Here is a 24,584-nt window from a genome sequence, read left to right as displayed (position 1 = left end):
GGTCAGGTCAGGTCCCACACCTGGACCTGCGACCCCGCTGGTAGCGCGTCGACGTCCTCGGCGATCTCCAGGAGGCAGTTCGCCGATGCCAGCCAGCGCAGGTGGTGCGAGGCGGGCGGGCCGTAGCTCGTCACCATTCCGGCGTCGTCGTCCAGCACGCCGCGGCGGAACTGCCGTTTGCCGCGCGGTGAGGTGATGTGTTCGGTCAGCACCGCGGTGCGCCGCGGCCGGTCGGGATTGGCCAGGCCCATCGCGGCGCGCAGCGGCGAGCGGATGAAGACCTCGAACGACACCAGCGCGCTCACCGGATTACCCGGCAGCGTGATGATCGGCGTGTTGTCCACACGCCCGCATCCCTGCGGCATACCCGGCTGCATGGCCACCTTGACGAACTCCACCGACCCGCCCAATGCATCCTTGACGACTTCGTAGGCGCCCGCACTCACGCCCCCGGTCGTAATGATCAGGTCGGCGTCACCGGTATGCCGCGCAAGGGCGTCGCGGAACGAGTCGACATCGTCGCCGGTCATCGCCGAAGCCACCACGTCGGCGCCCGCGTCGCGCAGGGCGGCGGCCAGCATCACCGCGTTCGACTCGTAGATCTGACCGGGTGCCAACGGTGTGCCGGGTGCGACCAGTTCGGTGCCGGTGGACATCACGAGCACCCGCTGCCGCGGGATCACGGTGAGCTCGCCGAGGCCCAGCGCGGCGGCAAGTCCCAGCGCGGCAGGTGTGACGACCTGCCCGGCGTGCAGCACCGCCGTACCGGCGGTGACGTCCTCGCCGGCCCGCCGGATGTGCTGGCCCGGTCGCGCGCCGGCGCGGATCTCCACGGTGTCGATCGCCGCGTTGGTCGCTTCGACCGGCACCACCGCGGTCGCGCCTGCGGGCAACATCGCGCCGGTCATGATCCGGTGTGCCGTACCGGATTTCAGTGTCAGCACATCGGTGCGCCCCGCCGGGATGTCCTCTGCGACGGGCAGTCGCACCGGATGCTCGGGCGTCGCGGTCGCCACGTCGTCGGCGTCCACGGCGTATCCGTCCATCGCGGAGTTGTCGAAGCCCGGCAGCGACAGCGGCGCGACGACGTCGTCGGCCAGCACCAGGCCCAGCGCATCGGCGATCGGCACGCTGACCGGTGCGCGGCGCGCGATCAACGCGGCGACGACGCGCTGATGCTCCTCGACGGTGCGCATCAGACGGGGTAGGTGACGCCGGTCAGCTCCTCGGACATCGTCCACAACCGGCGCTGGATGTCTTCGTTGTGTGATTGTCCGCTCGACGCAACGACTTTCGGATGTCCTTTGACCTCGCCGATGCCGTCGGGACCGTAGTACTGCCCGCCCGCCACGCCCGGGTCGGTGGCCGCCCGGAGCGTCGGCAGCGCGCCCATCGACGCCGGCTGGGCGACGATCTTCCAGATGAAGTCGGGAACGAAGCCGGGGATGTAGCGCATCAACTCGGTGTCGGAGAAACCGGGGTGGGCGGCAGCGGCGATCGTCGGCGCGCCTTTGAGTTTGAGTCGTCGCTGCAGTTCGTAGGTGAACAGCAGGTTGGCCAGCTTCGACTGCCCGTAGGCCTGCACCCGGTTGTAGCCCGTCTCGAAGTGGGGGTCCTCGAAGCGGATTCGGGCCATGAGCCGGTGCCCGACGCTGCTGACCGTCACGATGCGCGACCCGTCGACGGGCAACAGATGGTCGAGTAGCAGGCCGGTCAACGCGAAGTGGCCGAGGTGATTCGTGCCGAACTGCATCTCGAAACCGTCTTTGGTGAGCTCGCGGTTCGGCACGTACATCACGCCGGCGTTGTTGATCAGCAGGTCGATGCGCGGGTGCGCGGCGCGCAGCTCGTCGGCGGCCCTGCGGACGCTGTCGAGTGAGGACAGGTCGAGCTCCTGCAGTGTGACGATGGCGTTGGGGCTGGCCGTCTTGATGCGGTCCTTGGCCTCGGTCCCCTTGTCGAGGTTGCGCACCGCCAGCACCACCTGCGCGCCCTTGTCGGCCAGCGCGGCCGCAGTGTCATAGCCGAGGCCGCTGTTCGCGCCGGTGACGATGGCGGTCCGCCCGGACTGGTCCGGAATGTCGGCCGCGGTCCACTTGCTGCCCATGACGCTCAACATACCCAGGGGCCGATGCCGTCGCGGTTACCTACGCTGGACACCTGATGACCGATCTCCTGGATCCCGCGAACAAGCCGAGCCGCAAGGCGCCACTGGTGTGGGCGATCGGCGCCGCGATTCCCTGGTCGGTGCTGGCGCTCGGGCAGGTGGTGTGGTTGTTGGTGGACCCGCGCGAGTGGTGGTGGCATGCACTCGCGGCGGCAGGCACGCTGCTGGGCATCGTCGTGTTCGTCGTGGTGGTGCCCTGGTGGCGGTACCGGGTGCACCGGTGGGACGTCGACCCGCGGGCGGTGTACACCCGCACCGGTTGGTTGACCCAGGAGCGTCGGATCGCGCCCATCTCGCGGGTGCAGACCGTCGACACCGAACGCGGACCGCTGGACCGGCTGTTCGGGCTCGCCAACGTGACCGTGACGACCGCGTCGTCGGCGGGCGCGGTGCGCATCGTGGCGTTGGACGCCGACGTCGCCGACGGGGTCGTCGCGCGGCTCACCGACATCGCCGCGCTCGGCGGCGAGGACGCCACATGACGAGCGGCCTCCCGGTCGAGGCCGACTGGCAGCGGCTCAGCCCACGGATGCTGCTGGTGCACCCCGTGCACGAGGTGCTACGGCAGATCCCGGTGATCGTCGGGACGTTGGTGCTCGGCACGGCGACGGGCAACCCGTTGCTGGCGTTCGCCGTGCTGGCGGTGACCGTGGCGATCGGCTTGGCACGCTGGTTCACCACCACCTACCGCATCGGCTCCGAGGATGTCGCGCTGCGCACCGGCATACTGCAGCGCAAGCTACTCTCGGTGCCCCGCAACAGGATTCGGTCCGTGTCCACCGAGGCGCGGCTACTGCACCGGCTGCTGGGGCTGACGGTGGTGCGCGTCGGCACCGGTCAGGAGGCCAGGGGCGACGCCGTCTTCGCGCTCGACGCGGTGCCTGCCGAGCAGGTAGGCCGGCTGCGGGCGGTGCTGCTGGCCGACTCGCTGGCCGCAGATGCGGAGCAGCCGAGCGCGCCGGGCCGGGTGCTCGCCCGGTGGACGCCGTCGTGGCTGCGCTACAGCCCACTCAGCTTCACCGGGCTGGCGATGATCGCCGCGGCGGTCGGCGTGGTGTACCAGGTGGGTGCCCAGGGCGCGGTCCGCGACTCGGATGTCGCGCGGTCGGGGCTGGCGGTCGCGGAACGGTTCGGGCTGGCGGCCAGCATCGCCGTTGCAGCGCTGGCAATCCTGGCGGCCTCGGTGGTGCTCTCGGTTCTGCAGTCGTTGTTGAGCTACGGAAACCTCGAGTTGCGGCGCGACTTCGAGGTGCTGCACCTCAAGCACGGACTGGTCCGGGTCCGCGAGCACACCTTCGACATGCGCAGGCTGCGCGGGGGCACGCTGCGGGAACCGTTGCTCGTGCGGTTGTTCGGCGGCGCCCGCCTCGACGCGGTCATGACCGGTGTCGGGGGAGAGGGCGAAGCGTCTCTGCTGCTGCCGCCGTGTCCGAAACACACGGCGGAGGCGGTGTTGACCGACCTGATCGAACGCCGGGACGCGGTGAGCGGTCCCCTTCGCACGCACGGACCCGTCGCGACGCGCAGGCGGTGGACGCGCGCGCTGGTGCTGCCCGCGGTCCTGGCGGCCGCGCTGCTGGTGGCGCCGACACCGGTCTGGGTGTGGCTGCCGTGGGCCGTGCTGACCGCGGGTTGTGCGCTGCTGGCCGTCGACCGTGCACGATCGTTGGGGCACCGGGTGGGAGACGGCTGGCTGGTCGCGCGCGCCGGCAGCCTGCAGCGCCGGCGCGACTGCATCCAGGCCTCGGGCATCATCGGCTGGACCGTGCGGCAGACCTGGATGCAGCGCCGGGCCGGGGTGGCGACGTTGGTGGCCGCGACCGCCGCGGGTGTCAAGCACTATCAGGTGATCGACGTGCCCGCGGATCTGGCGTGGTCGATCGCCGCCGACGCCTCGCCATGGGTGGCAGACACGAAGTGGGCGTGCGCGGGGCCCGAGTTGCGCTGACCGGTGCGCCGTTTACTGTCGGGCCATGGCGATCGGTGGAGTGCTGTTCGACATCGACGGCGTGCTGGTCACGTCGTGGCAGCCGATCACCGGTGCGGCAGATACCGTGCGGGCGTTGACCGACAACCAGATCGCTTGCGCCTACTTGACCAACACGACGACCAAGACCCGCGGGCAGATCGCCGAGTTGCTCACCGACGCGGGGATGCATGTCCGGCCCGACGAGGTGATCACCGCGGCGGTGCTGACGGCGCAGTACGTCCGCGACACGTATCCCGACGCCCGATGTTTCCTCGTCAACAGCGGACAGATCGCCGAGGACATGCCCGGCATCGACATCGTGTACTCCGACCAGTTCGATGGGCCCCAAGCGCCGGATGCACCGGACGTGGTGCTGCTGGGCGGGGCGGGTCCCCAGTACACCCACCTGACGCTGTCGTGGGTCTACGACTGGATGGCCCAGGGGGTTCCGGTGGTCGCGATGCACCGCAGCACCGCATGGACGACGACCGACGGATTGCGCATCGACACCGGCATGTACCTGATCGGAATGGAGGAGGCGTCCGGACGCAAAGCCACCGCGGTCGGCAAACCCGCCCCCGAGGGATTCCTCGCTGCGGCAAGCCGTCTCGGTGTCGAGCCCGACGAAATGTACATGGTCGGGGACGACCTCAACAACGACGTGCTCGCCGCGCAGGTGGTCGGCATGACCGGGGTCCTCGTACGCACCGGAAAGTTCCGCCAGGACACGCTCGACCGTTGGGCCGCAGACGAATTCGCGATGCAGCCGAATCATGTACTCGACTCCGTCGCCGATCTGCCCGAACTGCTCGGGCTTTCGGAATGACGATGTGGCAACGGATGCAGCAGATGCTGCTGCAGCGGGGCATCAACACCTACCTCGAGCTCGCGTTGTGGCTCGCGCTGCTCTACACGGTCATCGGAGTCGGCTATGCGATGCTCCACATCGAGCTGATCGGGCAGTTGGAGGCGGCGCTGTCCGGCGACTTCACGATCTTCGCCAACATCGCGGCACTGGTCGTCGCGGTGGCGCTGTGGCCGCTGCTGTTGGTCAGCTCGCTGATGTGCGGGGTGGCCGGCTGCGGGGTCTTTTAGCGATGAGTTCTCGCGGCCGGGGCAGTCAGTACCGACATGACTGAAGAACGCATACAGGCGAGTACAACCGTCAACGCTGGAATCGAGACCGTTTTCGATGTGCTGGCCGACCCCTCGACACATCAGGAGATCGACGGCACGGGCTGGGTGCGCGAATCGCTGGACGGGAAAACCCTCGCCGAGCCCGGTCAGATCTTCCGGATGGCGATGTACCACGACAACCACCCCGCGAAGGCCTACGAGATGTCCAACCGCATCGAGATCCTCGACCGGCCGCATGCGATCGCGTGGCAACCCGGTCAGGGCCCCGACGACCGGGGCAACATGATGCCCGGCGCGGAAGTCGAATTCGGCGGTTGGGTGTGGCGCTACGACCTAGAGGCCTCGGGCCCGGGCAGCACGGCGGTCACGTTGACCTATGACTGGTCGAATGTTCCGGCGCCGTACCGTCGCGACATCCCGTTTCCACCGTTCGACCCGTCGCACCTGGACAACTCGCTCAAGAACCTGGCGTCCCTGGCCGAGGCGCGCCGCTAAGCCTGCAGGCTGCGCACCGCCTCGATGCGGGCCCGCAACTGATCCGTCGTGGCCGCGGCGACGGCCGGCCCGCCGCAGATCCGGCGCAGCTCCTTGTGGATCCAGCCGTGTGGCTTGCCGGTGCGGTGGTGCGCGATGGACACCAGCGTGTTGAGCTCCTTGCGAAGTTCGCGGAGCTGGCCGTGGGTGGACACCCGGGGCACCTCGCCCGAGGCGGTCTGGCGGGTCAGCTGCTCTTCCTGCCTGCGGCGCAACAGATCCCGCATCTGGTCCGCGTCGAGAAGGCCGGGGATGCCGAGGTAGTCGGCCTCCTGCTCGCTGCCCGCAGGCGTCGCGGTGCCGAATGAGGAGCCGTCGAAGATGACCTGATCGAGTTCGGCGTCGGCGCCCAGCATCTCGAACCCGTTGTCGAGCTCGCCGGCTTCGTCCCTCTTCTTGTTGGCCTCCTCGAGGGCCGCGTCGTCCCACTCGCCCTGCGACTCGCGGTGCGGCCTGCCCAGCACGTGGTCGCGCTGTGCCTCCATCTCGCTGGCCAGGTCGAGCAGCGCGGGCACCGACGGCAGGAAGATGCTCGCGGTCTCGCCGGGACGACGGGACCGGACGAAGCGGCCGATCGCCTGGGCGAAGAACAGCGGGGTCGACGCGCTGGTCGCGTACACGCCGACGGCCAACCGCGGCACGTCGACACCCTCGGAGACCATGCGCACCGCGACCAGCCAGCGGCTGCTGCCCGCCGCGTACTGGGCGATGCGGTCCGAGGACCCCGGATCGTCGGAGAGCACGAGCGTGGGCGGTTCCCCGGTCAGCGTGGTGAGCACCTTGGCGTAGGCGCGTGCGGCCTTCTGGTCCGACGCGATCACCATCGCCCCTACGTCCGGAACATGCTGTCGTTTCTGGGTGAGGCGCTTGTCGGCGGCCTGCAACACCGCGGGGATCCATTCGCCGTTCGGATCGAGCACGGTGCGCCACGCGCGTGCGGTCTGCTCGGCGTTCAGCGGTTCACCGAGGCGCGCGGAATACTCTTCACCCGCGCTGGTGCGCCAGCGCGCCTCGCCGGAGTAGGCCAGGAACACCACCGGTCGCACCACCCCGTCGGCCAATGCGTCGGAGTAGCCGTAGATGTGGTCGGCGCGTGAGCGCAGTACCCCCCCAGAGCCCGGGCCGTCGGGTTCGTAGGTGACGAACGGGATCGGGCTGTCGTCGCTGCGGAACGGGGTGCCGGTCAGCGACAGCCGGCGGGTGGCGTCGCCGTACGCCTCGCGCATCGCCTCGCCCCAGCTCTTCGCGTCGCCGCCGTGGTGGATCTCGTCGAAGACGACGAGCGTGCGGTAGTTCTCGGTACGCACCCGATGCCGGGTCGGGTGGCTGGCGACCTGGGCGTAGGTGACGACGACCCCGTGGTACTCCGAGGAGGTGTGCGAGGCGCTGTTGGAGAACTTCGGGTCCAGCGAGAGGCCGAGCCTGGCGGCGGCCAGCGCCCACTGGGTCTTGAGGTGTTCGGTCGGCACGACGACGGTGATTTGCTCGACGGTGCCGTCGGCAAGCAGCTCACCGGCCACGCGCAGGGCAAACGCCGTCTTGCCCGCGCCCGGAGTCGCCACGGCAAGGAAATCGCGCGGTTTGGCGCCAAGATACCGCACCAATGCCCGACGCTGCCAGCCTCGCAAAGCCTGGGTGTCGGGCGCTGCTTCTGCCCGCACCCAAAGACTCCTTTTCCTGATCGGAACGCGATCGGAAAGAGCCTAGCGCAACGGATTACGGCCGCGCACCTTTCAAAGCGTGTCGTGCGGCGTGTCACTCGACGAAGTAGTTGTCGTGCTTGATGAACCACTCGCTGCGCTCTTCGTCGGTGAGGTCACCCAGCTGGCTGAACCCCTCGAAGTACGCCTCGCGCGGCGCGCCCGGAGCAAACAACATCAGCAGCGACGTCGGCTCGTCTGCCTCGTTGCGGAAGCCGTGGATGCCGCCGGGTGGCACATAGAGGAAGTCGTTCGGGTGCCCGTCGATCCAGTCCCTACCGTCGTAGAGCCTGACCGTGCCGGACAACACGTAGAAAGCCTCGGAGATGGCACGGTGGAAGTGCGGTCCGGGGCCGCCGCCGTTGGGCGCGATCTCCACGCGGTAGAGCCCGTAGTCGCCGTCGGTCGCCTGTTGGTTCGCCAGGTAGTGGTACTTCACCAGACCGAACGAGTCGTAGTCCGCGGGTTCGGTGGAGCGCCGCAACCAGGCACTGACTTCCGGTTCCTCCCCGGTGTAGCGGGCCGGCGGATAGGGCGGCACGTTCCGGGGATCCCACAGCGACATCAGCGTCAGCCTGCCACACCCCGCCAACGCGGACCGTCAACTCCGTCGCGGCGGGCATGGACGGGCCGCTAGCGGCGTGAACGCGGCGACGAACAATCTTGCACTCGCCATGGTCGAGTGCTAGAAATGCAGTTGGCACTCGCGACCAGTGAGTGCTAGGTCGGGCCGGTGAGGCAACGGGCCGCATCTCTGCGGAGCACACCCGAGCCGTCCGTCGCGGGCACTGCACCCGACCGCAGACGTGCCATCCCCGATCCGGAGGAACACTTCGCAATGGCCAAGACAATTGCGTATGACGAAGAGGCCCGCCGCGGCCTCGAGCGGGGCTTGAACAGCCTCGCTGATGCGGTAAAGGTGACGCTGGGCCCCAAGGGTCGCAACGTCGTCCTGGAGAAGAAGTGGGGCGCTCCCACGATCACCAACGATGGGGTTTCCATCGCCAAGGAGATCGAGCTGGAGGACCCGTACGAGAAGATCGGCGCCGAGCTGGTCAAGGAAGTCGCCAAGAAGACCGACGACGTCGCCGGAGACGGCACCACGACGGCAACGGTCCTCGCCCAGGCGCTCGTTCGCGAGGGTCTGCGCAACGTGGCCGCGGGCGCCAATCCGCTCGGCCTCAAGCGCGGCATCGAGAAGGCCGTCGAGAAGATCACCGAGACGCTGCTGAAGTCGGCCAAGGAGGTCGAGACCAAGGAGCAGATCGCTGCCACCGCCGCGATCTCCGCCGGTGACACCCAGATCGGCGAGCTGATCGCCGAGGCCATGGACAAGGTCGGCAACGAGGGTGTCATCACGGTCGAGGAGTCCAACACCTTCGGCCTGCAGCTCGAGCTCACCGAGGGCATGCGCTTCGACAAGGGCTACATCTCGGGTTACTTCGTCACCGACGCCGAGCGGCAGGAAGCGGTCCTCGAGGATCCGTACATCCTGCTCGTGTCGTCTAAGGTGTCGACGGTCAAGGACCTGCTGCCGCTGCTGGAGAAGGTCATCCAGTCCGGCAAGCCGCTGCTGATCATCGCCGAGGACGTCGAGGGCGAGGCGCTGTCGACGCTCGTCGTCAACAAGATCCGCGGCACCTTCAAGTCCGTCGCCGTCAAGGCCCCGGGCTTCGGTGACCGCCGCAAGGCGATGCTGCAGGACATGGCCATCCTCACCGGTGGTCAGGTCATCAGCGAAGAGGTCGGCCTCTCGCTCGAGACCGCCGACGTCTCGCTGCTGGGCAAGGCGCGCAAGGTCGTCGTCACCAAGGACGAGACCACGATCGTCGAGGGTGCCGGTGATTCCGACGCCATCGCCGGCCGGGTCGCCCAGATCCGCGCCGAGATCGAGAACAGCGACTCCGACTACGACCGCGAGAAGCTGCAGGAGCGCCTGGCCAAGCTGGCCGGCGGTGTTGCGGTGATCAAGGCGGGCGCGGCCACCGAGGTCGAGCTCAAGGAGCGCAAGCACCGCATCGAGGACGCGGTCCGCAACGCCAAGGCGGCCGTCGAGGAGGGCATCGTCGCCGGTGGTGGCGTGGCCCTGCTGCAGTCCTCGCCGGCGTTGGACGATCTGAAGCTCACCGGTGACGAGGCCACGGGCGCCAACATCGTGCGCGTGGCGCTCGAGGCTCCGCTGAAGCAGATCGCCTTCAACGGTGGCCTGGAGCCCGGCGTGGTTGCCGAGAAGGTTCGCAACTCGGACAAGGGCGTCGGCCTCAACGCCGCGACCGGCGAGTACGAGGACCTGCTCAAGGCCGGCGTTGCCGACCCGGTGAAGGTGACGCGTTCGGCGCTGCAGAACGCGGCGTCCATCGCGGCGCTGTTCCTGACCACCGAGGCGGTCGTCGCCGACAAGCCGGAGAAGGCGGCCGCTGGTCCGGCCGACCCGACCGGCGGCATGGGCGGCATGGACTTCTGAGTCCCATTACGGAAGAGCCCGGTCTGCTTCGGCAGGCCGGGCTTTTTCGTGTCTCGAGCTCCGCGATTGTGCATTGAGCGACGCTTTTCTCGGGCCGAGCGTCGCCAGATTCACATTCGACGTGCCGAGCGGGGCTGGCAGTATCGCGACTGTGACTGAACGGGCGATGCCACCGTTGAACGCCGACGAACGCACGACGCTGGAAGCGTGGCTCGACTTCTACCGCGCGACGCTGGCCATGAAGTGCGAGGGGATGGACGACGTCGAACTGAGCACCGCCAGCGTCGAACCGTCGCCGCTGACCCTGCTCGGACTGGTCCAGCACATGGCCGAGGTGGAGCGCAACTGGTTCCGCCGCGTGCTGGCCGGTGAAGACGCCCCGCCGATCTACGGCTCGACAGTTCGCGCATCCGGTCACGACGGCGGGTTCGACTTGTCCGAGCAGTCGACTTTTGCTGCGGCGCAGGCTAATTGGCGAAACGAGATCACGCAGGCTCGCGCGAACTGCGCCACCCGCGACCTGACCGACACCTCTGAATTCAAGGGCGGCGAAGTCAGCCTGCGGTGGATCTACCTCCACATGATCGGCGAGTACGCCCGCCACTGCGGGCAGGCCGATCTCATCCGGGAGCGCATCGACGGCGCTACGGGCGTTTGAGGCTGTCAGTCCCGGTGGTCGACGATGTTGAGGACGTTGCCGTCCGGCGCTCGTACGAAGAAGCGCTGCACCCCCCACGCCTCCTTCGTCAGCGGATGCACGATCTCGTAGCCGCGCTGTTGTGCCTCTGCGTATGCCGCTCGGATGTCGTCGACGCAGACCGACACCACGGGGTCCTCCGGGGCGGTGGCATCGCGGGTGACCAACTGGACGTTGGCTCCGGTGTCCGGTGAGGTGTAGCGGGCCACCCAACCCAGGTTGAAGTCTTCGGTGCTCAACCCCAGGAAGTCGACGTAGAAGCTGTTGGCCGCCTCGATGTCGGCCACTCGAAGGTCGGCGATCACGCGCGTGGTGCGCACGCCGCCCGGCGACGCCTCGTTTAGCGGCACACAGTCGTGCAGACAGTCGGGGCTGGTCGACGGCGACTCCGCAGTGGCCTTGCGGTGCAGCACCGCGCGGGTCGGCTCGATCGTCAGCGTCTCGTCGGACGCTTGCGCGTGACCGTCGACGATCAGCGAGTACCCGCCGGCCTCGCGCGGCGGCCAGACGACGGTGACGTCGCCGTGCCGTTCGGTGTTCTCGCGGGTGTGCCTGCCGACCGTGCCGACGTCGAGGCGCCCGTCGCGGAAGACTGGCTCGACGAAGACGGTGTGCGCGCGGTAGTCGTCGCCGACCGAGATCAGGTAGGCGAACGCGAAGTCGCCCAGCACGTCGGCCAATCGATCGAGATCCACCTTCACGCTCATGGGCCGAGAATACGTCGGCACGGCCGAGCGTTAGGTTCATGTATGCCATTGCCGCAGCCTTCGCCGACCACCACCGCCGTCGTCACCGGAGCCTCCTCGGGCATCGGCGCGGACATCGCCCGCGAGCTGGCCGCCCGCGGCCACGGTGTCACGCTGGTCGCGCGCCGCGAGGACCGGCTGCGCGACCTGGCCGCCGAACTCGGCAAGTCCGTGCGCACCGAGATCGTCGCGCGCGATGTCGCCGACCCCGACGCCCGCGCCCGCCTGTTCGACGAGATCGAGGCCCGCGGGCTGACGGTCGACATCCTCGTCAACAACGCGGGCATCGGCACGCTCGGTTGGATAGTGAAATCCGACGTGACCGACGAGATAGCCCAGGTCCGCGTCAACGTCGAGGCCGTCATCGACCTGACTACCCGCGCGGTACAGCAGATGGTGCCGCGCGGCCGGGGCGCGATCCTCAACGTCGGTTCCACCGCGGGCTTTCACCCGTTCCCCGGGCAGTCCGGCTACGCGGGCACCAAGGCGTTCGTGAAGGCTTACACCGAAGGGGTGCGCGCCGAACTCGCGAACACCGGGGTCACGGTCGCGATGCTAGCGCCCGGACCCGTACGCACCGAGTTCCTGCAGTCCGCCGGGATGGACGAGCGCAAGTTCGCCGCGGCGTTCCCGAAGTTCATGTGGATGCCGTCGCGCGACGTCGCCCGCGTCGGCGTCGAGGCGCTCGAGCACGACAAGGGCACGGTGATCGCGGGGCTGCCCAATCGGCTCAGCACCCGTCTGCTGCAACTGCTTCCGCGGCCGGTGCTGCTCAAGGTGCTCGCCGGTCAGCATCCGGCGCTGCGGCGCGACCGCGTTTCAAGCTGACGTACTTTCGCTCCTCACGTGCGCGGCGGCCAGCGCCGCATCCAACCCTCGACCGGCAGCGCCATGCCGTTGCACAGGGTGCAGATGGTGCGATACCAGCCGACCGCGACCAGCAACTCCATCCGCTGCTCGTCATCGAGTTTGTCGCCCAACGCATTCCACGTGTCGTCCGACCACGAGCCGGTGTGCTCCAGCTCGTCGACCGCGGCGATCAGCACCCTGTCGAACGCACCCCAACCCGGATCGGAGCCGGTGACCAGTGCATCGCATTCGTCGTTGCTGACACCGGCGATCGGGCCCCAGAACGCGGCCTGGCCACCCCACTCGTACTCGGAGCGCAGCAGCGCACAGATCCGCAGGATCGCGATCGTGCGCACCCGCGGCGGCACACGCGCGTCGACGTAGAGCGACTCGCCGAGTTTCCGTAGCCGCGCAGCGAGATTCGGGTGACGCTGAAGGCACCGGACCAGCAGCAGCGGCTCGTAGGTGCGGTCCGGATGGCCCCACCCGTTGATGCCGGCGGCGTCCTGCTCGCTCCACGGTGGAGGCAGCGGGGCGACACGCGTCATGCGGCGGGCGCCGGTTGGCGGCCGCGGATCAACCTGCCGGGACGGGCGGCGGTGGGCACCCCGTTCTCGGCGATGATCTTGCCGGACACGACCGTGGCGACATAGCCGTCGGCGCTCTGGTCCAGGCGCCGGCCGCCGGCGGGCAGATCGTTGGTGATGGTCGGCCGGTGCAGGCGCAACGCGGCGGCGTCGATCACGTTGAGATCGGCCTTGTAGCCCACCGCTACTCGGCCGCGGTCGGCCAGGCCGGCCACCCGGGCCGGCACCGATGTCAACTCGCGGACCGCCTCGGCAACCCCGAGCCTGCTCTCCGCGCGGTCCCGCGCCCAGTGCGCAAGCACGAACGTCGGATAGCTTGCGTCGCAGATCATTCCGTAGTGGGCACCGCCGTCGCCGAGGCCCAGCACGACGTCGTCGCGGCGCATCAGTTCGCCGACGGTGTCGAGCGAGTTGTTCTCGAAGTTGGCCATCGCCACCAGCAGCATGGCGTGACCGTCGTCATCGAGCAGGCGGTCGTAGGCCTCCTCCATCGGCGTGATGCCGCGGGCGGCGGCCCGCGCCGCGATCGACGTCGCCGGATCGGGCTCGTAGTTCGGGTTGTCGGTCAGCGGGAAGATCCAGTTCCACGCCTGCGCCAGGTACAGCAGCGGATGTCCGCCCTCGGCGGGCTTGTCGGCGAGGATGCGGGCGCGCACCTCCGGCTTGCGCATCTCGGCGACGCGCTCGGCCAGCGGAAGGTCCGCGATCTCCTGATAGCTCGGGTAGAACACGAACGGATTCCCGGTCAGCTCCAAGCCGATCACCAAACCGATTGGGCGCGGGAACATCTGAGCGGTGATGGCCGAATCCGGGGCGGCGACGGAGTTGAACTTCTCGACCATCGTGATCGCGTCGGGCCAGATCGGATCGCCGGAGTTGCCCGTCGCCAGCGTGAACGTCACCGGCAACCCGTGGTCTTGCGCGGCCTCGAACACCGACTGCAGCACTCCTGCGTAACCGCCGGCGGCGATGTCGGGCACGAATTGGATCAGCCCGCCACCGCCCTCGGCCACACCTGCGGCGATCGCGTCGATCTCGGCCTGTGCGGCGTCGTAGGTCGGGATCAGCTCACCGCTGGCGGTCTTGTGGAACGAGAACCGCGACGACGCGAAGCCCAGCGCGCCGACCTCGACCGCCTCCTTGGCCAGCGCCCTCATCCGGGCGAGATCCTGGGGCGTGGCGGGTTCGCGGTCGGCGCCGCGACGGCCCATCACGTACACGCGAAGCGGCGAGTGCGGCAGATACGCGGCCACGTCGATATCCCGGCGCCGCGCGTCCAGCGCGTCGAGGTATTCGGGGAACGTCTCCCAGTCCCACGGCAACCCGTCGACCATCACCACGCCCGGAATGTCCTCGACGCCGGCCATCACGTCGACGAGCACGTCGTGATCCTCGGCACGGCACGGGGCGAAGCCGACCCCGCAGTTGCCCATCACCGCGGTCGTGACACCGTGTGCCGACGACGGGTTCAGCCGGTCCGACCAGATCGCCTGGCCGTCGTAGTGGGTGTGCAGGTCGACGAAACCCGGGGTGACGAGCAGCCCCGTCGCGTCGATCTCGCGGGCGCCGCTGCCCACCGGAACGCCGTCGGCGCCGACCGCCGCTATCACGCCGTCGGAGACCGCGACATCGCCGACGTACGGTTCGCCGCCGAGGCCGTCGACGATGGTGCCACCGCGAATGACGAGTTCATATGTCATACGTCGAATCTACGATGAGCAGATGATCGATCACTTCGGAATCAACTGCGCGGACTGGGAGAGATCGAAGGCGTTCTACGACAACGTCCTGGGCGTGCTCGGCTTCACCCGCCAGCTGGACTATCAGGTCGCCATCGGTTACGGCAGGGACGGCAAACCCGACTTCTGGATCGCCGACATGAGCGCCGGTGATGCGGCGGGTCCCAACCGGGAGGTGCACTTCGCGTTCCAGGCCGCCGACACCGACGCGGTGCAGGCCTTCTACGACGCCGCGCTGGCGGCCGGCGCCGAGTCGTTGCACGCTCCGAGGTTGTGGCCGGAATACCACCCCGGCTACTACGGCGCCTTCGTGCGTGATCCGGACGGCAACAACATCGAGGCGGTCTTTCACGGCGCGCGACCGCAGGGCTGACGTATACGGTCGAGGTCATGGCTGACTCAGACGTGGCGGCGGTCCGTGAACTTCTGCGCGACTCGTTCACGCGGCTCATCGAACATGTCGAGAACCTCACCGACGGACTGACCGACGAGGCCGCGTTCTTCCGGCCCACCTCGACGGCCAACAGCATCGCGTGGCTGATCTGGCACAGCGCCAGGCAACAGGACGTCCAGATCAGCGACATCGCGAATACCGAGCAGGTGTGGTTGCGCGACGGCTGGGTCGACCGATTCGGTCTCGACCTGCCCCGTGACGACATGGGTTACGGGCACAGCCCCGAAGAAGTGGGCCGGGTCCGCGTGTCGGCGGATCTGCTCGCCGGGTACTCGCACGCCGTACACAAGGCGACGCTCGAATACATCGCGTCGGTCACGGTCGACGAGTTGAGCCGCATCGTCGACGATCGGTGGAAACCACCGGTAACCGCCAGCGTGCGCCTGGTGAGCATCGTCGATGACGGCGCGCAGCACCTCGGCCAGGCGGCGTACATCCGGGGCATCACCTGATCCGCTGCCGGCTTGACACGTGTCAACCCACGTGCGATCTGGATCACACGAGACGGTTAGCATGGGGTCATGACTGCGACGTCCGACGTTGACATGCCCGACACCAGCACCATCCACAATCCCGCGACCGGAGCCGTCGCAGGCACCGTCCGCTGGACCGACCCCGCCGACGTGCCGCGAATCGCGGCCGGCCTGCGGGAGGCGCAACGGCAGTGGGAGGCGCGCGGCGCCAAGGGCCGCGCCAAGGTGTTGGCGCGCTACGCGGTGTGGCTCGGCGAGCACCGCGAGGAGATCGAGTCGCTGCTGATCAAGGAGACCGGGAAGTCGGCCGTCGACGCGGCGCAGGAAGTGCCGCTGTTGATCATGATCGCCTCCTACTACATCAAGACGATGGAGAAGGCGCTCGCTCCCGAGCGCAGGCCGGCGTCGTTGCCGTTCCTGTCGATCAAGAAGATCGAGGTGCACTACCGGCCCCGCCCGGTCGTCGGGATCATCGCGCCGTGGAACTACCCGGTCGCCAACGCGTTGATGGACGCGCTCGGCGCGCTGGCGGCGGGCTGCGCGGTGCTGCTCAAGCCGTCGGAGCGCACACCGCTGACCGCCGAACTGCTGCTGCGCGGCTGGCTGGACTCCGGTGCACCGGAGGTGCTGGCGTTGGCGCAGGGCGCGCGGGAGGTTTCCGAGGCGGTCATCGACAACTGCGACTTCATTCAGTTCACCGGATCCAGTGCGACGGGCGCGAAGGTGATGGAGCGCGCCGCCCGCCGCCTCACCCCGGTCAGCCTCGAGCTCGGCGGCAAGGACCCGATGATCGTGCTCGAGGACGCCGACATCGACCTCGCCGCGCACGCCGCGGTGTGGGGCGCGTTCTTCAACGCCGGGCAGACGTGTGTGTCGGTGGAGCGGGTCTACGTCTTGGAGTCGGTCTACGACCGGTTCGTCGACGCGGTGGTGCGCGATGTCGAGAAGCTGAAGATGGGTGCGGGCGACGGATACGACTTCGGCTCGCTGATCGACGAGTCGCAGGTTGCGGTCACCGCCCGGCACGTCGATGACGCGCTGGCGAAGGGTGCGCGGGCGCTGACCGGCGGCAAGCGTCCCGAGGGCGGCTCGGGGAACTTCTATCCGCCCACCGTGCTGGTCGACGTGGACCACTCGATGATGTGCATGACCGAGGAGACCTTCGGCCCGACGTTGCCGATCATGAAGGTCGCCAGCGTCGATGAAGCGGTGCGGCTGGCCAACGACAGCCCGTACGGGTTGAGCGCCGCCGTCTTCTCCAAGGACATCGATCGGGCGAAAGACGTTGCGGTGCATCTGGACTGCGGTGCGGTCAACGTCAACGACGTGATCTCGAACCTGATGTGCACGACGGCGCCGATGGGCGGCTGGAAGACGTCGGGCCTGGGAGCCCGGTTCGGCGCGGCCGAAGGAATGCGCAAGTACTGCCGCCAGGAGGCCGTGGTGGCGCCGCGCACCAACGTCGGCGCGGGCGGCAACTACTACAACAACTCGCCCAAGGCGCTGAAGCGGATGAACAAGCTGATGACGAAGCTGGCGCTGATCACCCCGAAGCGGACCGCCAAGTAACGCACGACCGGCCCGATCAACGGCGAGAGTACGGTTACTCGCGTTTCATGTCAGAAACCGTGCTTTCGGTGAAGGAGGACGCGCGTGCGGCTGCTCGCGACCGTGTTGCTCTGGCTTGTCACCACCGTGCTGCTGGCGGTCGCCGTCCCCACGATGTGGGCGCAGCGAAACGTGGTCGACGCCAACGGCTATGCGACGCTCGCCGCTTCGGCGGCGCAGGACCCGCAATTGCAGAAGGCGATGGCCGGGGTGCTCACGACCGAGGTCACCTCGATGCTGTCGGAGAAAGGCTACGACGTCGACAACACCTTCATCAGCGGGGTCGCCTCGGCCTACACCGCGAGCCCGACGTTTCCCGGTCAGTTCGGGCTGGCCAACGCCGTCGGACACCGCTGGATGTTCACCGACTCGGCGCAACACGTGGAGGGCACCGACGAGTGGATCGTCGACCTCGCTCCGATGCTCGCCGACGAGTCGTTCCGCCGGACGTTGGGCAACTTCGGCGTCGAGACACCAGAATCGCTGCCCGTTCCGGTGTCGATCTCGGACACGTGGCGACCCGGACAGCTCGCGCAGGTGTCGACGTGGGGGCCGTGGGTCAGCATCGGCGCGACGATTCTCACCGGGCTGTTCGCGCTGCTGACGATCGCGGCGGCCCAAGGCCGCGGCAAAGCCGTTGCGGCGCTCGGCGTTTCAGCGTTGATTGTGGGTGCGGCGGGCTGGGCCGCGTTGGAGGTGGTGCGTCGCCACATCAACGGTGCGCTCAACCGACTTTCCGGAGACATCCGCGAGGTCGCCGACGTGATGGTCAGGCAGGCCGAAGACAGCCTGCACCACTGGCTCAACCTGAGCCTCGCGGCCGGTGGAGTGCTGGTGGTGCTCGGCGTGCTCGTTTCGATGCTGGGCGGACTGCGGCGGCGCGATGCGTAACCGCGCTGTCACGGCTCGATGACGTGTGACGGGTCGGGCCGTTTCTCGGGCGGTGCCTGGCTGTAGTCGCCCCACGGTCCGTCGCGTTGCTCGATCGCGCTCCGAACGCCTTGGCCCGCAGCGGTTTCGATGAACGACAACGCGTCGGGGGTGTTGCGCATCAGCCCGTCGAGTATGCCGCCGAGCGTCTGGGTCGAGGCCAGGCCCATGTTCTCGTAAGCCTGGTTGACGATGAGTTTCTGCGCCTGCAACTGGGACAGCGGGATACGCGCGAGTTTGCGCGCGACCTCTTGGACGCGGGCCTCGAGATTCTCGAAGGGGACGGACTCGTTGATGAGTTCGACTGCGGCGGCTTCCTTTCCGGTCAGCGGCTCACCGGTTAGCGAGTGCCACTTCACCTTCGCCAGGCTCAACCGGTAGAGCCACATCCCGGTGAGGTAGGCGCCCCACATGCGGGCATACGGCGTGCCGATGACCGCGTCGTCGCTGGCGATCACGATGTCGGCGCACAGTGCGTAGTCACTGGCCCCGCCGACGCACCAGCCGTGCACCTGGGCGATGACGGGTTTGGACGCCCGCCAGATTGCCATGAACTTCTGCGTGGGGCCGGTCTCGCGGGCGCTGACCATCGCGAAATCCTTGCCCGGGTCCCAGCGGCCGCCGGTGTTCATCGCGTCGCCCCAGTGGGTGAAACCGCCGCCGAAGTCGTAGCCGCCGGAGAACGCCCGCCCGGCGCCGCGCAGCACGACCACCTTGACCGCCGGATCGCGTTCGGCAAGTCCGATCGCCTTCTCGATCTCGTCGGGCATGGGCGGAACGATGGTGTTGAGGTGGTCGGGACGGTTCAGGGTGATGGTGGCGATGGGCGGATCGGCGGTGTAGAGCAGGGTCTCGAAATCGGGCATGCCCGTAGTGTCGCCGAAATTGGGCCCGTTGCGTGGGCTATCGGAAGGCGACGAAAACTTCGCGTGTAGCAGCAGCAGAAGTCGAGGTCATTCATTCCCAGCGGAATCGGCTCCTACGCGCAGGTGTTTGCGCGCATCCAGTTCGTCGTCGTCAACCAGAGTCAGCATGGGCTGACCCGGAACGCAGAACATCGTGACCAGGAAACGGCTCTTGACGTCATTCCGGTTGTTGGCGTCCGAATAGTGGATGATGTCGCCACCCGGCTCCCAGAACGCCTCGCCGGCCCGGATGATCCGCGGCGGTTCACCTTCGAGTTCGAACAGCATCTCGCCTTCCAGCATGTAGCCGAACGCTGGTCCGCTCGGGTGCCGGTGCGGCGGGGCGCCGGGGTTACCCGGTGGGTACTCGACAACGACGGTCATGGCTTCGGCTCCCTCGGGGATGAACGGCGGCCGCACTGCTTGCACCGTCGTCAGAGCGGTCTGCCACTGGGGGTCATAGGTTTTCGACATCGATCAGCCTTTCGTCGTGGAATTCAGATTGCGCTGCCGCCGCCGTCGGCGTGCAGGGTCGAACCGGTGATGAAACTCGAGCGCGGTGAGGCGAGGAACAGCACCGCATGGGCGATCTCCTCGGGCGCGCCGGTGCGTCCCAGCGGAAGTGAACGGCCGAGTTCCTCGTTGGTCTCACCCCATTCCGCTGCCACGCCTTCGGTTCTGGTGGGGCCGGGCGCGACGCTGTTGACCCGGACGCCCTGTGAGCCGAACTCGGCTGCCCAAGTGCGGGTGAGGGACTCCACGGCGGCCTTCGAGGCGCTGTACGCGGATGCGCCGGGGACGCCCTTCGATGCAACCATGGTGGTGACATTGATGATGCTGCCGCGCCCCCGCTCCAGCATTCCGGGCACCAAACCAGCGGCCAGGAAGTAGACGCCGCGGACATTGGTGTCGAAGGTCTTCTCGAAAGCGTCGACCTCCTGGTCGACCGTCATCGCCGCCGGGAAGCTCGCAGCGTTGTTCACCAGGATGTCAACGTTACCGACCTGCTGTACAAGCGATTTCACCGAGCCGATGTCGGACAGGTCGGCCTTGATGAAGCGGACGTTGCCATCGATCGTGGCGGCTGCGGCGACGCCGCGTTCGGGATCCCTGCCGGTGATGATCACCGACGCGCCCGCACCGGCGAGCAGCCGTGCGGACGCCATGCCGATGCCTGCGGTGCCGCCGGTGATCAACGCGGTCTGTTCCAGCAGTTCCATTGATTGCTCCTCCTAGGCGATGCGTTGCGAGATGCCGGAATGCCCTATGGGGGCAAGGCGTGCCAACGAAGCACGCAGCCGCTGGCGACCCCGAGACACTCGGGACATCACCGTGCCGATCGGGATGTTCATGATCGCGGCCGTTTCCGCGTAGGTGTATCCCTGGATGTCGGCGTAGTACAGCGCCGTGGTAAACCCGTCGGGCAATGCGGCGAGGGCTTTCCGAACTTCGTTGTCGGGCAGGCAGTTCAACACCAGGTCCTCGGCTGACGGCAACCCGATTGCGCTGTGTGCCGCCGTGCGGGCCAGGTCGTGGTCAGTGAACTCGTCCACCGCGACTTCCGCCGGCCGCCGCTCTTTTCTGCGGTGCGTGCTGATCCACCGGTTGTGCAGGATCCGGAACAGCCAGGCGGCCAGGTTGGTGCCCTCCTGGAAACCTCGGAATCCGGCATACGCGTGCAACAGGGTCTCCTGCAGCAGGTCTTCGGCATCGGCGTCATTGCGGGTTAGCCGACGCGCGCGACGGGCCAGCGCGTCGGTCAGTGGAGCCACGTCGCGGGTGAATCGCGCTGCGAGGTCTGTGTCAGGGGCAGACGCGCTGTGCAGCGGTGTCCGTACGGATGTCGTCATGAGCGAATTCCTCGAGGTGTGGCGGATCAGGCGACCGCAGCGGAGAGGCTGGCGGCGAGCCAATCGGCGTAGTGGGTGGGGAAGACCGTTGCCGCGGTGGCGGGCACCAGCGTGTGGTCGTCGAGCACCACGCCGAAGTAAGGTGCCCGCGGATCGGTGATGACCCGCCGAGTGTCGTTGTGCGCGCGCAGATGCATCCTGACCAACTCATCGAGCGGGTACCGGTCGGGACCCCCGACTTCGAGGGTGCCGCGAACCGGATCTCCAATTGCGGTGCGCGCCACTGCGGTTGCGACGTCATCGGCGGCCATGGGCTGAGTCAATGCGGATGTGATCCGAACCGTGTCGCCGTCCGTCGCCGAATCGGCGATGCGTCCCACGAACTCGAAGAACTGGGTCGCGCGCACGATCGTGAACGGGACTGCCGCTTCCTTGATCAGTTGTTCCTGGGCGTTCTTCGCGCGGAAGTACCCGCTGTCGAGCAGGCAGTCCGTTCCCACCACCGACAGCGCGACGTGGTGGGAGACTCCGGCGGCCTCCCCGGCGGTCAGCAGATTCGCGGTGGCGGTAGTGAAGAAATCCCACGCCGGGCCGTCCTCGAAAGACGGGGAGTTGGCGACGTCGACCACGACCTGCGCGCCGGCGAGCACCTCGGCCAGGCCGTCACCGGTGACGATGTCCACGCCTGTCGCCGGTGACGCGGCGACCGCGTTGTGGCCCTGCTTATTGAGTTTGGTCACGACCCGCGAGCCGATGAGCCCGGTACCGCCGATAACTACGACCTTCATGATGGACCTCCAGGTTCTGCCGATGTGTGATGAGAGCCCGCTCGGACTGTCGAATTCAGACTGCTGGTTTCGCGGGCGGAGCGGACCCCTGGAAGTCCGTGGTCCGTGGTCCGTAGTTGCGTGGTCGAGCCTCAGACGAGCGTCACACCGAGGCCGACGCAATTATGAGTCAGTTAGCCGACGTCACCTCGAGGATGCCTGTCAGCTTGCGACGTGAGCTGATGCCCAGCTTCGTGTACACCTTGCGCAGGTGCCACTCGACGGTGTGCGGGCTCAGGAACAATTCCGCACCGATCTGCGGGTTCGTCATGCCCCCGGCGGCCAGAGCGGCAATCTGCGCCTCCTGCGGCGTCAGGCTGCTCGCCGGCACCGTGCCGCGTGTCCGCACCTGCTCGCCCGCGGCGATCAGCTCACGTCGGGCTCGTTCGGCGAAGGCCCTCGCTCCCATGCCGTCGAACATCTCGTGAGCCGTCCTCAGCTGCTCCCGCGCCAACGTCTGCCGACGGGTCCGGCGGAGCCACTCGCCATAGAGCAGGTGGGTCCGCGCAACCTCGACGACGACGCGGTCGCGAGCGAGTTCATCGATGGCCGTGCGGTAGAGGGCATCGGCCCCGTCGCCGTCGGCGAGCAGGGCCCGGCTGCGGGCGCTGACACCGCGGGCCCATCCCGAGTCGGCCGCGCCGGTCAGCTCGACGAGACGGGCCAGCGAAGTCCGGGCCTGCTCGAGCTCGCCGCATCGGGTCGCGGCCTCGACATGCTCGACGAGCGACAAGCCAGTGAAGTTGAATCCGTCGTGGTCGATGCCGGTGCGCGCCGCCGCCAGCGCTTCGTCGTAGCGGGCCAGCCCGTTGTACAGGACACCCTGGATATATCCGGTGACGCCCAGCAACGACACCTCGCCGTGGTCGACAGCGCGGGCCTTGGCCTCGGCGATCGGTCCCGCGGCGGCGTGCTCCTCGCCGCGCCACGCGGCCAACACCAGGGCGGCATAGGAGTGTGGGGTCTGCCCGGTCGCGTCGGCGATCGCGTCGGCTTCCTCGATCATGCGGGTGGCCGTGGCGAAGTCGCCGTAGTGGATGTGCACGCCGCCGAGGTAGATCAGCGCCGGCGGCAGCACACCGAGGGCGCCGATGTCGCGAGCCAGGCGCACTGCGCGGGTCGCGAGCGTGTCCCAGGCAGGCAGGTCCCAGCCGTAGTGGATGAACGACTCCAGTGCGATCGGCGCCAGTAGCAGCCACCGAAGCGTCGCCTCCCGGCTGCCGAGCTCCTCGTGCGCGAACGGCTCGAAGGCGCGGCGCAGCGCGGGTACACCGGTTTCGTAGGTGTCGGCGAGAAGAGTGGCCACGCCGTCGAGAAGCAGGTCGGCGGCCTCGGAGTGCGAAGGTGGAATTCCGGGGGCGCGGGCGGCCACGGCGGCGGCGCGGGCACCCGCCGGACCGTGTACGCGGCCCGCGAACACAGTGGCACTGATCGCCTCGAGGTAGGTCTCGCGCGCAAGTGGCGACTCCGCGGCGGCGAACTGCGCGGCAGCGTCGAGCAGGAGCGGTGACGCATCGTCACTTCGACTGCGGGCGAACAGAATTCGAGCGCGCAGGCGCGCCAGCCGGGCGCGGTCCAACGGATGCAACGGGCACAGATCGGCCAGTGAGGCCAACTCCGTCGCGCGGTCGGGTGCTGCTGCCGAAAAGTGCGCCTCGGCGGTCGCCACCGCCCGACGCCCGCGCTGCCACGGGTCCGGCGTCAGCGTGGTCGCGCGCTCCAGCAGGACTGCTTCTGCGGCCATCCCGCCCCGCTGGCGCGCTCGTCCGGCGGCGCGGTCAAGCTCTGCCGCGACCTCCTCGTCGGGCCCCTCGGCTGCCTGTGCGGCGTGCCAGGCCCGGCGATCCGGATCCAGGACGGGGTCGGTGACGGCGGCCAGTGCCCGGTGCACCGCGCGGCGCTCGCTCGGATCGGCTTGGCGGTATATCAACGAGCGAACCAGCGGATGGCGAAATCGCACGGGCTCGCCGAACTCGATCAAGCCGGCCGCTTTGGCCGGCGCGGAATCGGGAGCGACCCTCATTGTCTCCGCCGCACGCAGCAGCAACCGGGCGTCGCCGACCGGTTCGGCCGCCGCAATCAGCAGTAACGTCCGCGCCGCTGCGGGAAGCAACTCGACCCGGGCCGTGAAGTCCTGCTCGACGAGGCTCAGTGCCGAGCCCATCCGGTTCGCGCTGCCCGCGTCCAGCCCATAGGCGAGTTCGGCGGCACTGCGGCCGCGGTAGAGCTCTAGAAGCGCGAGCGGGTTGCCGTGCGTCTCGGCGACCAGTCGATCGCGCACCTGTTCCTCCAGGCGCCCGTCCACCGCGGATTCGAGAAGCTCACCGGCCGCTTTCGCATCGAGACCGCCGATCCTCAGTTCCGGCAAGCCCTTGAAAAGCGCCTGCCCCTGGGGATCACGGACCGCGAACACCAGCGCGACGGCTTCGGCCAGTAGGCGCCGAGCCACGAACTCCAGCGTCTGCAACGACACCCGATCAAGCCACTGGGCGTCGTCGACGATGACGAGCACTGGTCGGGCCTCCGAGGCCAGGGTGAGCAGGGTCAGTACCGCGAGGCCGACCAGGAATCGGTCGGGAGGGTCACCGACCGCGATCCCGAAGGCGACCCGCAGAGCGTCGCGTTGTGGGTCTGGCAGAGCGTCGATCTCGGAAAGGAACGGTGCACACAGTTGCTGCAGGCTCGCGTACGCCAGTTCCATGTCGGCCTCGATGCCGCGCGTTCTGCTGACCGTCACCCGCGAGGCCTGGGCGGCCAGGTGGTCAAGTAGCGCTGACTTCCCGATGCCCGCCTCGCCGCGAATTGCCCACACCGCGGACCCACCTTGGCGTAGGCCGCTCAGCAGATCGGCCAGCAACGCGCACTCACGTTGCCGACCGACCAGGCTGGGCAGGGCGCCGGCTCTCACGTCGAGAAACGGTACCGGGAATGTCACAAACGGCGACGGT

General features: G+C 68.2%; 25 protein-coding genes. 12 read left to right on the top strand and 13 right to left on the bottom strand.

From position 1 onward, the window contains the following. Nucleotides 1–2: 2 nt before the first annotated feature. Complete coding sequence (gene moeA, locus G6N18_RS13840) at nucleotides 3–1,196, bottom strand: molybdopterin molybdotransferase MoeA (protein WP_083003327.1); 1,194 nt, start codon at nucleotides 1,194–1,196, stop codon at nucleotides 3–5. Continuing rightward, nucleotides 1,196–2,107 carry an SDR family NAD(P)-dependent oxidoreductase gene (locus G6N18_RS13835; protein ID WP_083003323.1) on the bottom strand — a complete coding sequence of 304 codons (912 nt, stop codon included), beginning with the start codon at nucleotides 2,105–2,107 and terminating at the stop codon, nucleotides 1,196–1,198. Before G6N18_RS13835 ends, moeA begins: the two co-directional genes overlap by 1 nt. Nucleotides 2,108–2,163: 56 nt before the next feature. Between G6N18_RS13835 and G6N18_RS13830 the strand changes: the two genes are divergently transcribed. From G6N18_RS13830 to G6N18_RS13810, 5 genes are read left to right on the top strand one after another with little or no spacing between them, the layout of a single operon-like run. Continuing rightward, nucleotides 2,164–2,649 carry a PH domain-containing protein gene (locus tag G6N18_RS13830; protein ID WP_083003319.1) on the top strand — a complete coding sequence of 162 codons (486 nt, stop codon included), beginning with the start codon at nucleotides 2,164–2,166 and terminating at the stop codon, nucleotides 2,647–2,649. Then, the gene (locus G6N18_RS13825) at nucleotides 2,646–4,115 is read left to right on the top strand and encodes a PH domain-containing protein (protein ID WP_083003316.1); all 1,470 of its coding nucleotides are present in this window, start codon (nucleotides 2,646–2,648) and stop codon (nucleotides 4,113–4,115) included. Before G6N18_RS13830 ends, G6N18_RS13825 begins: the two co-directional genes overlap by 4 nt. A gap of 25 nt (nucleotides 4,116–4,140) precedes the next feature. After that, complete coding sequence (locus G6N18_RS13820; RefSeq protein WP_067220517.1) at nucleotides 4,141–4,962, top strand: HAD-IIA family hydrolase; 822 nt, start codon at nucleotides 4,141–4,143, stop codon at nucleotides 4,960–4,962. Continuing rightward, the gene (locus G6N18_RS13815; RefSeq protein WP_234783642.1) at nucleotides 4,959–5,231 is read left to right on the top strand and encodes an addiction module protein; all 273 of its coding nucleotides are present in this window, start codon (nucleotides 4,959–4,961) and stop codon (nucleotides 5,229–5,231) included. Before G6N18_RS13820 ends, G6N18_RS13815 begins: the two co-directional genes overlap by 4 nt. Nucleotides 5,232–5,267: 36 nt before the next feature. Then, entirely contained in the window at nucleotides 5,268–5,768 is a 501-nt protein-coding gene (locus G6N18_RS13810; protein WP_067220511.1) for an SRPBCC family protein, read from the top strand. Here the strand turns inward: G6N18_RS13810 and G6N18_RS13805 are convergent. After that, nucleotides 5,765–7,468: a DEAD/DEAH box helicase gene (locus G6N18_RS13805; RefSeq protein ID WP_067220508.1), complete on the bottom strand. Its 1,704-nt coding sequence runs from the start codon at nucleotides 7,466–7,468 to the stop codon at nucleotides 5,765–5,767. The two genes, G6N18_RS13810 and G6N18_RS13805, sit on opposite strands and share 4 nt — an antisense overlap. Nucleotides 7,469–7,562: 94 nt before the next feature. After that, a complete protein-coding gene (locus tag G6N18_RS13800; RefSeq protein ID WP_067220506.1) occupies nucleotides 7,563–8,072 on the bottom strand; it encodes a cupin domain-containing protein in 510 nt (169 codons plus the stop codon). A gap of 273 nt (nucleotides 8,073–8,345) precedes the next feature. Here G6N18_RS13800 and groL point away from each other — a divergent pair, with 273 nt between their 5' ends. Both groL and G6N18_RS13790 read left to right on the top strand, forming a co-directional pair. After that, on the top strand, nucleotides 8,346–9,971 hold the full coding sequence (groL, locus tag G6N18_RS13795; protein ID WP_067220503.1) for a chaperonin GroEL: 1,626 nt from the start codon (nucleotides 8,346–8,348) through the stop codon (nucleotides 9,969–9,971). 166 nt (nucleotides 9,972–10,137) lie between these two features. Next, nucleotides 10,138–10,629, top strand: coding sequence for a DinB family protein (locus G6N18_RS13790; protein ID WP_067220845.1), 492 nt, complete (start codon nucleotides 10,138–10,140; stop codon nucleotides 10,627–10,629). Nucleotides 10,630–10,634: 5 nt separating this feature from the next. Here the strand turns inward: G6N18_RS13790 and G6N18_RS13785 are convergent, their stop codons facing one another. Next, complete coding sequence (locus G6N18_RS13785) at nucleotides 10,635–10,988, bottom strand: VOC family protein (protein ID WP_067220842.1); 354 nt, start codon at nucleotides 10,986–10,988, stop codon at nucleotides 10,635–10,637. A 429-nt stretch (nucleotides 10,989–11,417) separates the two neighbouring features. Between G6N18_RS13785 and G6N18_RS13775 the strand changes: the two genes are divergently transcribed. Further along, complete coding sequence (locus G6N18_RS13775) at nucleotides 11,418–12,242, top strand: SDR family NAD(P)-dependent oxidoreductase (protein ID WP_067220500.1); 825 nt, start codon at nucleotides 11,418–11,420, stop codon at nucleotides 12,240–12,242. Nucleotides 12,243–12,256: 14 nt separating this feature from the next. Here G6N18_RS13775 and G6N18_RS13770 read toward each other — a convergent pair whose 3' ends face one another. Both G6N18_RS13770 and G6N18_RS13765 read right to left on the bottom strand, forming a co-directional pair. Continuing rightward, nucleotides 12,257–12,811, bottom strand: a complete 555-nt coding sequence (locus G6N18_RS13770; RefSeq protein WP_083003313.1) for a carboxymuconolactone decarboxylase family protein — start codon at nucleotides 12,809–12,811, stop codon at nucleotides 12,257–12,259. Continuing rightward, on the bottom strand, nucleotides 12,808–14,550 hold the full coding sequence (locus G6N18_RS13765; RefSeq protein WP_083003308.1) for an N-acyl-D-amino-acid deacylase family protein: 1,743 nt from the start codon (nucleotides 14,548–14,550) through the stop codon (nucleotides 12,808–12,810). Before G6N18_RS13765 ends, G6N18_RS13770 begins: the two co-directional genes overlap by 4 nt. Nucleotides 14,551–14,572: 22 nt before the next feature. Between G6N18_RS13765 and G6N18_RS13760 the strand changes: the two genes are divergently transcribed. The 4 genes from G6N18_RS13760 (at nucleotide 14,573) to G6N18_RS13745 (ending at nucleotide 18,015) form a co-directional block, all read left to right on the top strand. After that, nucleotides 14,573–14,962, top strand: coding sequence for a VOC family protein (locus G6N18_RS13760; RefSeq protein ID WP_083003305.1), 390 nt, complete (start codon nucleotides 14,573–14,575; stop codon nucleotides 14,960–14,962). A gap of 17 nt (nucleotides 14,963–14,979) precedes the next feature. Continuing rightward, nucleotides 14,980–15,495: a mycothiol transferase gene (locus G6N18_RS13755; protein WP_083003301.1), complete on the top strand. Its 516-nt coding sequence runs from the start codon at nucleotides 14,980–14,982 to the stop codon at nucleotides 15,493–15,495. 69 nt (nucleotides 15,496–15,564) lie between these two features. Next, nucleotides 15,565–17,085, top strand: coding sequence for an aldehyde dehydrogenase family protein (locus tag G6N18_RS13750; protein WP_083003298.1), 1,521 nt, complete (start codon nucleotides 15,565–15,567; stop codon nucleotides 17,083–17,085). An 84-nt stretch (nucleotides 17,086–17,169) separates the two neighbouring features. Beyond that, complete coding sequence (locus tag G6N18_RS13745; protein ID WP_083003295.1) at nucleotides 17,170–18,015, top strand: hypothetical protein; 846 nt, start codon at nucleotides 17,170–17,172, stop codon at nucleotides 18,013–18,015. 8 nt (nucleotides 18,016–18,023) lie between these two features. Here the strand turns inward: G6N18_RS13745 and G6N18_RS13740 are convergent, their stop codons facing one another. From G6N18_RS13740 to G6N18_RS13715, 6 genes are all read right to left on the bottom strand, one after another. Next, entirely contained in the window at nucleotides 18,024–18,920 is an 897-nt protein-coding gene (locus tag G6N18_RS13740; RefSeq protein WP_083003292.1) for a crotonase/enoyl-CoA hydratase family protein, read from the bottom strand. Nucleotides 18,921–19,007: 87 nt separating this feature from the next. Next, nucleotides 19,008–19,433 carry a cupin domain-containing protein gene (locus G6N18_RS13735; protein ID WP_083003288.1) on the bottom strand — a complete coding sequence of 142 codons (426 nt, stop codon included), beginning with the start codon at nucleotides 19,431–19,433 and terminating at the stop codon, nucleotides 19,008–19,010. A gap of 23 nt (nucleotides 19,434–19,456) precedes the next feature. After that, nucleotides 19,457–20,179, bottom strand: a complete 723-nt coding sequence (locus tag G6N18_RS13730) for an SDR family NAD(P)-dependent oxidoreductase (protein ID WP_083003285.1) — start codon at nucleotides 20,177–20,179, stop codon at nucleotides 19,457–19,459. Between the two features lie 12 nt (nucleotides 20,180–20,191). Then, the gene (locus tag G6N18_RS13725) at nucleotides 20,192–20,809 is read right to left on the bottom strand and encodes a sigma-70 family RNA polymerase sigma factor (protein WP_083003282.1); all 618 of its coding nucleotides are present in this window, start codon (nucleotides 20,807–20,809) and stop codon (nucleotides 20,192–20,194) included. Between the two features lie 26 nt (nucleotides 20,810–20,835). Next, a complete protein-coding gene (locus tag G6N18_RS13720; protein ID WP_083003278.1) occupies nucleotides 20,836–21,597 on the bottom strand; it encodes an SDR family oxidoreductase in 762 nt (253 codons plus the stop codon). A 169-nt stretch (nucleotides 21,598–21,766) separates the two neighbouring features. Beyond that, on the bottom strand, nucleotides 21,767–24,544 hold the full coding sequence (locus G6N18_RS13715; RefSeq protein WP_083003576.1) for a helix-turn-helix transcriptional regulator: 2,778 nt from the start codon (nucleotides 24,542–24,544) through the stop codon (nucleotides 21,767–21,769). Nucleotides 24,545–24,584 lie beyond the last annotated feature (40 nt).

Source organism: Mycolicibacterium celeriflavum (assembly GCF_010731795.1).
Classification (GTDB): Bacteria; Actinomycetota; Actinomycetes; order Mycobacteriales; family Mycobacteriaceae; genus Mycobacterium; species Mycobacterium celeriflavum.
This window is presented reverse-complemented; position numbering and strand designations above follow the sequence as displayed.